The organism is Mesorhizobium sp. M7A.F.Ca.CA.004.04.2.1 (assembly GCF_004022825.1).
GTDB lineage: Bacteria > Pseudomonadota > Alphaproteobacteria > Rhizobiales > Rhizobiaceae > Mesorhizobium.
The window spans coordinates 1-696 of record NZ_RZPH01001619.1 but is presented as its reverse complement, the minus strand read 5'-3'; the positions used below and the strand labels follow the sequence as shown (position 1 = coordinate 696).

Here is a 696-nt window from a genome sequence, read left to right as displayed (position 1 = left end):
GCCATCAAGGGTGTCGATGCCAAGACCGACGCCGAGATCGAGCGTCACGCCGACGACAACGAGCCTCTGTCGATGCTCGCCTTCAAGATCATGAACGACCCGTTCGTCGGTTCGCTGACCTTTGCCCGCATCTATTCGGGCAGGCTCACCAAGGGCATCTCGGTCGACAACACCGTGAAGGGCAAGAAAGAGCGCATCGGCCGCATGCTGCAGATGCATGCGAACTCGCGCGCCGACGTCGAAGAGGCTTTTGCCGGCGACATCGTTGCTCTTGCCGGTCTCAAGGACACGACCACCGGCGACACGCTGAGCGATCCGCTGCATCCGGTCATTCTCGAGCGCATGGAATTCCCCGATCCGGTCATCCAGATCGCCATCGAGCCGAAGACCAAGAACGACCAGGAAAAGATGGGCCTCGCCCTTCACCGCCTGGCCGCCGAGGATCCGTCCTTCCGTGTCAAGACCGACGAGGAAAGCGGCCAGACCATCATTTCCGGCATGGGCGAACGTCACCTGGACATCATCGTCGACCGTATGCGTCGCGAGTGCAAGGTCGAGGCCAATGTCGGCGCACCGCAGGTGGCTTATCGCGAGACGATCACCCGCAGGCACGAGCAGGACTACACGCACAAGAAGCAGACCGGCGGTACCGGTCAGTTCGCTCGCGTCAAGATCGTCTTCGAGCCGAACCCGGAC

Annotated in this window: 1 protein-coding gene; it reads left to right on the top strand. The window is 61.8% G+C overall.

The genetic code is table 11. The features are described from left to right. Positions 1-696, top strand: a 696-nt coding sequence (locus tag EN893_RS36520; protein ID WP_245490988.1) for a TetM/TetW/TetO/TetS family tetracycline resistance ribosomal protection protein, incomplete at both ends; no start/stop codon positions are given.